At 39.5% G+C, this 7,743-nt stretch carries 9 protein-coding genes; 2 read left to right on the top strand and 7 right to left on the bottom strand.

The window, feature by feature from the left end; genetic code table 11:
* The 3 genes from FPQ10_RS09135 to FPQ10_RS09125 all read right to left on the bottom strand — a co-directional run.
* Window positions 1-737: RNA-guided endonuclease TnpB family protein (locus FPQ10_RS09135; RefSeq protein ID WP_144163208.1), on the bottom strand; the 737-nt coding region annotated here is incomplete at its 3' end.
* Between the two features lie 337 nt (window positions 738-1,074).
* A complete protein-coding gene (locus tag FPQ10_RS09130; RefSeq protein ID WP_144163207.1) occupies window positions 1,075-2,019 on the bottom strand; it encodes an ABC transporter permease in 945 nt (314 codons plus the stop codon).
* Complete coding sequence (locus FPQ10_RS09125; RefSeq protein WP_144163206.1) at window positions 2,012-2,935, bottom strand: ABC transporter ATP-binding protein; 924 nt, start codon at window positions 2,933-2,935, stop codon at window positions 2,012-2,014. The genes FPQ10_RS09130 and FPQ10_RS09125 overlap by 8 nt, the downstream gene beginning before the upstream one ends.
* Window positions 2,936-3,172: 237 nt before the next feature.
* Between FPQ10_RS09125 and FPQ10_RS09120 the strand changes: the two genes are divergently transcribed.
* Together FPQ10_RS09120 and FPQ10_RS09115 are read left to right on the top strand one after the other, a co-directional pair.
* Window positions 3,173-4,240, top strand: a complete 1,068-nt coding sequence (locus tag FPQ10_RS09120) for an LLM class flavin-dependent oxidoreductase (RefSeq protein ID WP_144163214.1) — start codon at window positions 3,173-3,175, stop codon at window positions 4,238-4,240.
* A 4-nt stretch (window positions 4,241-4,244) separates the two neighbouring features.
* Window positions 4,245-4,811, top strand: coding sequence for an NADPH-dependent FMN reductase (locus FPQ10_RS09115; RefSeq protein ID WP_144163205.1), 567 nt, complete (start codon window positions 4,245-4,247; stop codon window positions 4,809-4,811).
* Between the two features lie 131 nt (window positions 4,812-4,942).
* Here FPQ10_RS09115 and FPQ10_RS09110 read toward each other — a convergent pair whose 3' ends face one another.
* The 4 genes from FPQ10_RS09110 to FPQ10_RS09095 are packed head-to-tail and all read right to left on the bottom strand — an operon-like array spanning window position 4,943 to window position 7,662.
* On the bottom strand, window positions 4,943-5,626 hold the full coding sequence (locus FPQ10_RS09110) for a response regulator transcription factor (protein WP_144163204.1): 684 nt from the start codon (window positions 5,624-5,626) through the stop codon (window positions 4,943-4,945).
* 36 nt (window positions 5,627-5,662) lie between these two features.
* Entirely contained in the window at window positions 5,663-6,241 is a 579-nt protein-coding gene (locus tag FPQ10_RS09105; RefSeq protein ID WP_144163203.1) for a peroxiredoxin family protein, read from the bottom strand.
* Window positions 6,242-6,256: 15 nt separating this feature from the next.
* A complete protein-coding gene (locus FPQ10_RS09100; RefSeq protein WP_144163202.1) occupies window positions 6,257-7,015 on the bottom strand; it encodes a cytochrome c biogenesis CcdA family protein in 759 nt (252 codons plus the stop codon).
* On the bottom strand, window positions 7,015-7,662 hold the full coding sequence (locus tag FPQ10_RS09095; RefSeq protein ID WP_144163201.1) for a hypothetical protein: 648 nt from the start codon (window positions 7,660-7,662) through the stop codon (window positions 7,015-7,017). Before FPQ10_RS09095 ends, FPQ10_RS09100 begins: the two co-directional genes overlap by 1 nt.
* Window positions 7,663-7,743: the final 81 nt, after the last annotated feature.

Here is a 7,743-nt window from a genome sequence, read left to right as displayed (position 1 = left end):
TTGGCGTTTTGGATTTTCTCATGGACACGTGCAACTTTTATCCGTTGCTTATGCCAATTCGAACTTCCTTTTTGACGCCTGGAAAGAATTCGTTGTTCTTTGGCTAATTTCTTTTCCAGAGTTCTAAAATACTTGTGGTTTTTGTATATCGTACCATCAGAAAGGACGGCAAAATCTTTAATTCCGAGATCAATGCCAATGGATGACTTGGTTTTTTGTAATTTTTTTACGGTTGTTTCAACCCCAATCGAAACAAAATATTTGCCGGAAGCATTGCGTCTGATCGTCGCATTCAGAATTCGTCCTTCAACCTCACGGCTTTTCGCAAACGTAACGAGGCCTAGCTTCGGTAATTTGATTTTGTTATCCAAAATGGCGATATTTCCGTTTGTATATTTTGTTGTATAGGATTGAATGTTGTTCTTTTTCGATTTATAACGTGGGGCCTGATTCTGTTTCTTGAGGAATCGCGTGTAGGAGTCGGTGAGATGTTTCAGAGAAGATTGCATGGCTATACTATCGACTTCTTTTAACCAAACCAATTCCTTTTTTAGTTGTGTTAATTGCTTGGAACAGTTGTTGTACGACAACCCTTTACCTGTCTCTTGGTAAGTTTTTTTCCACTCGCTTAAGAAGTGGTTAAAGACAAAACGGCTACATCCAAGCGTTTTTGCAATGAGGATTTCTTGTTGTTTATTGGGATAGATTCGAAATCGATAGGCTTTGTTTACCAGCAAGATTACTTCACTCCTAACAAGAAAACGTATGTTCTCATTATAGACTACCAGCTTGTGTTTTGGGAAGTAATAACCTCATTTTCGGACAAGGAAGATGACTATTGTCATTTTTTGTCCGAAGGCGATTCATCTCCACCCTGGCTTCGTCTGAGTATGGAGTCTTATCGCCAAAATCGATAAAACCCATTTTAATCAGTATACTTCCAATAAATCATTATTCTCTTAATTATTGCTTTACTTCCGATAATGATACATATCGAAAGTATAAAGCCGACAATCCAAAAAAATACCGCTTCAGGTCATCTAAACACTGAAGCAGTATTTTCATTTACTATTACTATTGATTAACGATATCTCTTTTATTAAAAAAGATCCAAGCAAGCGCGACAAACACGACAAAGTAGACAATAAGCATGGTTATTGAAAAGCCCAATGTCATGCCTTCAATTAATACATTTCCATTTTCATACATTTTCAAGTCCAAATTCGCAAACAATAAATATTTGGACCAATCGTATTGAGAGAAGATCCCTGTTATTAAGTTTCCACCCATCAACAAGAAGATTCCAACACCAATGGCAATGGAGCTATTTTTAAAGATTGTTGAAATCATGAAAGCTAGTGTAGTCATCATAATCAAGTTGACGATTCGATAACCGTATTCAGACATCAATTCATTGAGTATCGGTACATATTCAATGCCATTCGCTGTCATCATGACGGTGCTTGGATTAAAGCCCTCAAATCCGAAAAAGATCGCTCCGCAAAGCATTGAAACAAGGAATAGAAAGATCATCGTAAACAATCCGAAAACAAATATTGCCATAAATTTGCTGAGTAAAATGACATTTCTCGATATTGGACGTATTAACAATAATTTAATCGTTCCCCATTGGTATTCGTTTGATATAATGCTCGAGCCAATGATGATGGTTAAGAGACTCACAATGGCTACGAGTCCTACATTTTCTAACGTATATTGCCAAGCACCATAATTCAGTGGTCGAATATCATTTTCCAATAAATATTCGTTTTTCATGATCTGTTCGTCATTAAATGAATAACCAAACTCTTCGTTATCTTTCTGGAGTGTTTCATTTTCTTCCTGTAGTTCTTCTTGCCAATTGTCTGTGTAGTTAGTCGGTTGAACATCGTCAATGGATGAAATGATAACGGCACCACCAATTGCGATTAAACCAAGAATAATGTACATCACCCAAGTAGATTTACGAATATAAATTTTAAAAAGTTCATTATATAAAAGACTGAAGAAATTACTCAATGATATTCCCCCCTGTCAACTCAAGGAATTGATCTTCCAAGGATGGTTTGACGCCTGTCACGCCATAAACGGCTATTCCTGCTTCGACAAGTTTTTTTACGACTTGCGGGATTTCTTCGCGAGTCATTTTGGCCACAAGCTGACTTCCCTCTTTTTCAGCTTGCTGTTCCATCTCAGCCAAGACGTCGATTGCCGCTTCGATTTCTTTGACGTCCAGAATAACCTTGATTTCGGTTTCTTCCGTTTCTTCACTGACTTCCTTCACGGACTGCTCGGTAATAAGCTCGCCATGTTTAATGATTCCGATCCGATCACACATGAGTTCAATTTCAGACAGCAAATGACTGGAAATCATGACCCCGACATTGTCTTCGACTGCCAATCTTCTAATGTAATCACGGATTTCACGAATACCCGCCGGATCCAGTCCATTCGTCGGCTCATCAAGAATCAATACTGCAGGCTTATGTAAAATCGCTTGAGCAATTCCTAAACGCTGACGCATTCCCAAAGAGTATTTACTAACCTTTTCATCAATTGCTTGATCGAGACCAACAAGCCCAACGACTTCTTCTACTCGACCTTTCGGCACATCATCATACATTCGAGCAAAATGGCGTAAATTCTGGCGCCCGGTCATAAACGGGTACATTTCAGGATTTTCAACGATTGCTCCTAAATTACGCGCAGCAGCCTTGTATTCTTTTTCAATACTCTTTCCTAAGATTTTGATTTCACCATCGGTCAGGTCCATTAGTCCAACGATCATTCGAATGGTCGTTGTCTTACCGGCACCGTTCGGCCCGATAAACCCATAGACTTCACCTTGGCGAACTGTTAAGTTAACATCTTTGATGATTTCTTTGTTTTTGATTTTCTTCCTGACATTCGTCAGTTCCAATGCAACGTTACTCATAACCTCTCCCCTTAAAAAATCATTCTTCAATCTTAGACGATCAAAAACGTTAGAAAGTTTCAAATCATCAAACACAATCATTCTACCATAATGTAGTTAAAAGAAAATAGATTTCCAGAAAAATCAATTAGTTGCTTACGCCAAACAAACTTATTCTAATCTATAAAGGATGTGTGTTAATCTTTAGGATGATGATTAGGACTAAACTAACATAGATACGAGGTGTAACCAATGTCCATGGAAAAATACAGAATTAACCCTGATCATGGATTGGAATTCGGCATCTATACATTGGGTGACCATATTCCAAACCCTTATACAGGTGAACGAATTTCTAATCAACAACGAATAAATGAAATCATTGAACTGGCTCAATTGGCCGAACAAGCTGGGATCGACTTTTTCTCTGTGGGAGAAAGTCACCAGGAATATTTCACGACACAAGCACATTCGGTTGTGTTAGCTGCAATTGCTCAGGCGACAGAAAAAATAAAAATCGCCAGTTCTTCAACTATCATTAGTACGCTTGACCCTGTTCGTGTGTACGAAGATTTTTCGACGATTGATCTAATATCGGATGGCCGTGTCGAAATTATTGCCGGACGCGCATCAAGAGTAGGTAATTTCGAATTGCTTGGCTATAGCCTCCGAGACTATGAAGCGCTATACGAAGAAAAGTTCGATTTACTTCGTTTAATTAACGAAAATGAAGTGGTCAATTGGGAAGGTGAGTATCGGGCTCCGTTGCAAGATGCGAAAGTGATTCCCCGACCAAAAGAAGGATGGTTGCCAATTTGGCGTGCAGTCGGTGGACCTCCTGGTAGTGCAATGAAAGCTGGGCGGGCAGGTGTACCAATGTTCTTGGCGACTCTTGGTGGACCAGCAACTTCTTTTAAGCACTCCATCGATGTTTACCGCGAAGCAGCAGCTAACAGTGGTCATAATCCAGATGATCTTCCCGTTGCGACTGCAGGATTGTTCAATGTTGCAGAAACAACACAAAAAGCGATGCAAGAAGTTTACCCGCATATCAATGAAGGGATGAAACTGACCAATGGCCAAGGATTTCCCAAACAGCATTTCGCCCAGGGTGCAGACAAACGCGATGTGTTGAACGTCGGTAGTCCTCAGGAAATCATTGAGAAAATTTTATATCAGCATGAGTTATTCGGCCATCAGCGTTACATCGCTCAAATGGATTTTGGCGGCGTGACGCTCGATCAATTGAAGGAAAAAGTTGATATTATCGGGAATGAAATTATACCGGCAATTAAAAAATATACATCGAAGCGAACGGAGGATTAAACTTATGAAAATTGTTACTTTATCTGGCTCTATTGTCGGTTCAAAAACACGAACGGCGATCGATTATACCGTTCAATCAGTTAAAGAAAAATGCCCAGAGCATGCGGTGACACTCATCGACCTAGCAGATTATGATATTCAATTCAGCGACGGGCGAAATTACTTGGATTACGATGGAGATACAAAATACGTGACACAAACCATTATGGATGCCGACGCGATTATCTTAGGAACACCCATCTTCCAAGCGTCCATCCCAGCGACGCTGAAAAACATCTTTGATTTACTCCCAGTCGATGCGTTGCGGGATAAAGTCGTCAGTATGTTGGCAACAGCCGGAACATCGAAACATTTTCTCATTCCTGAACACCATTTAAAGCCGATTTTAGGCTACATGAAGGCTCAGGTCGTTCAGTCTTATGTATTTATCCAAGAAAAAGATTTCGACCAGAAAAAAATCATCAATGACGATGTCTTTTTTCGGATTGACCGGCTTGTTGAGGACACGGTGATTTTAGCTGACACGTATCAAAAGATAAAGGAAGAAGACGACAAGAAGTATGATTTTTAGTTTACTTCGCTTAGTCTTCGAATATAGAAGTATTCTGAATTAGCTGCCTAAACTTGCTAAAGAATAATTGAAGCCAAAAAACGCACAGGATAAATTTCCTGTGCGTTTATCTATCTATGAGACGAGCCGAGTTACTCTGCAACAAACTGGTAGCCCATTCCACGAACCGTTTGGATCCGTTTTGGATGACTCGGATTTTCTTCGATCTTTTTACGTAGCTTTTTAATATGTGCATCAATGGTCCGGTCCATTACTGTTTGATCAGCAAAAGGATAGAGCTGGTTAATCAAATCCTCCCTCGTCACAACGACATTGGGATTCTCCATAAGATAAAAGAGTAATTGAAACTCATGCTTGGTTAAGGGTAGTTTTTCATCAAACAACAGCACTTCGCCTTTACGTGGCTTAATGCACAATCCATCATGAATAATCTTCTGACAGAATTGACCGGTGCGTCTTAAAACTGCCTCGACATGAGCCATCAATTCTTCTGGGACAAATGGTTTCACCAAATAATCATCTGCTCCCAATTTCAACCCATTGATTTTATCTTCCGTACTCGACTTTGCTGATAACATAATAATCGACACTTCATTCTGCTCTTGCTTACGGACCCACTGGCAAACTTCTTCACCAGATAATTTAGGTAACATCAGATCAAGAATAATCATACAAGGATGCTCTCTCAAGAAAACTTCCTTCGCCTCTTCCCCATCTGCTGCTTCAACGACAAAATATCCGTTTTCTAACAAAGCATTTTTAACTAACTTTCGATTGACCGGATCGTCTTCAACTACCAAAATGGTTTGGCTCAACAGCATTCACCTCAAGCTCATTATAACGAAGGAGCCTTACTCAATCTTCCCTAATGCTTGCATCATGAAATCGTGATTCATCGCACCTTGTACGACATATGCTGTACGACCTTCTGAATCAATGATATAGGAGGTTGGATAGGCATTAATTTGAAAGTGATTCGCCACTTCTCCTTCTGTATCCATCAATACAGGAAAAGTCATTTCAAACTCCTCGACAAAATCTTGGACGCCTTCTACGCTGTCTTCTGTATTGGTCATATTAATAGCCAAAATTTCTACGTTTTGATCTTCATCGTCATAAAGCTTTTGAAAATCAGGAATTTCAGCTCGGCAAGGTGGACACCAGGTTGCCCAAAAATTTAAAATGACCGGTTGACCACGATAGTCTGACAAACGTACTGTCTCTCCATCGATTGTTTCCAACTGAACATCCGGTGCATATTGTCCTTGTTTAATGCCAGTTCCTACCTTTTGGTTAGGTTCATCGAGTTCAGGATAAATCACTGCCCGATCGTCTCCCTCACTGGCCGAATCATCTGAGGCAATGACAAAATCGTAAAGTGCATAGCCTAGCATCAATACAACGACAGCAAGTAAAATCCATTTTTTCATTGATAACAACCTCCATTAACCTAGATTTTCCATCCAAGTACCTTCGATTAAATCAAGCAAGTAGCTAGAAATCAGTGGCATCCAGCCGAAGAACAACACGAGTCCCATAGCAATCATGAATACTGCGCCGACTTTCATGATGATTCCACTATATTTAACAATCCATCTCGTTGAACCAAGAAAGAACGTCAAAATAATAAATGGAATGATGAAACCAAGTACATACATGACCGTATAAAATATGCCTTGTCCTGGATTACTTGCCGCAAGCAATAAAATTGATCCGAAAATTGGTCCAATACATGGCGTCCATCCGGCTGCGAAACCAAGACCAATAAAAAACGTTCCCAAAAATCCTGCTGGTCTTTTTGAAAAATGCATTCGTTTTTCTCTCATTAATGTTGGTATATTGATCCAACCAGCAACGAAAAAGCCCATGAAAATAATGAACACACCGGCAATTCGCTGAATAAGCAATCCGGATTCACCGACAAGCAACTGTTGAGCCCACTGTCCTAAGAAGGATGCACTCGCGCCTAGTGCGATAAAGACAAGTGAGACACCCGCTAGGAAGAAAAATGAATGGCTGAGTAACTGCTTACGAATTTTACTCGTTTGATTCCCTTGCAACTCTTTTACGCTAACTCCTGTTATATATGAAAGATATGCTGGAAAAATCGGCAACACACAAGGAGACAAAAATGACAACGCCCCTGCGCCAATGGCCATAATCATTCCGACCAATAAAAATGTATCTGTTTCAATTCCGCCCATTAATTATCCCTCTTTCTGCGATGCAATAAAATTAGTGCAAACATCCCTACAAAAAACGTACCAATAAACCATGGTTTCATCAGATAATCGAAGACGGTGACGAATGGATGCATAAAAGTAAGCCCCATCATACCGGCTGACCATCCAACTAGCATGATCAATATAAGTAGATCAATCGATACCTTCCCTTGAATCCAATAAAAAACAATCAACAACAACCCAGATAATACGATTTGACTAATCGCATATGATTCATCCATGACAGTGAACTGCATGAATTCAAAGAGAAAAGTGCTTATCAAAAATACCGGAATAAACGTCATAATCAATGGTATGACCTGTAATTTTTTCCGATAGGATTGAATGGCTAAAGTAATCACACTGAATAAAGCAGCCAGATAAAAGGCCTCTGCACTACTAGGATAAGCCAAAACTGCCATTGGGTCAGTGATAAAGAGTGACAGATTTAGAAGAATTTTCGCTATCCATATGTAAATAACAAAATTAACAATTTGTGAAGTCAATTCATCGATCTGCTTCTTCTTTTCCTTTTTTGGGAGATCCGTCATCAAGTAATAGACGGCCAGCGCGACAACCATAGAAATCACAATCATCGCAATCGCATATATTTTTGTAGTTAAAACCATGTCTGCTCCTCCAACGAAACGTCTACTATTAAGTATATAGTGACTCTGTGAAAATTTGATGAAACGATAGGATTTATTTTT

The sequence above is a fragment of the Allobacillus sp. SKP2-8 genome (assembly GCF_007559355.1).
In the GTDB taxonomy this organism is placed as follows: domain Bacteria; phylum Bacillota; class Bacilli; order Bacillales; family Alkalibacillaceae; genus Allobacillus; species Allobacillus halotolerans.
This window is presented reverse-complemented; position numbering and strand designations above follow the sequence as displayed.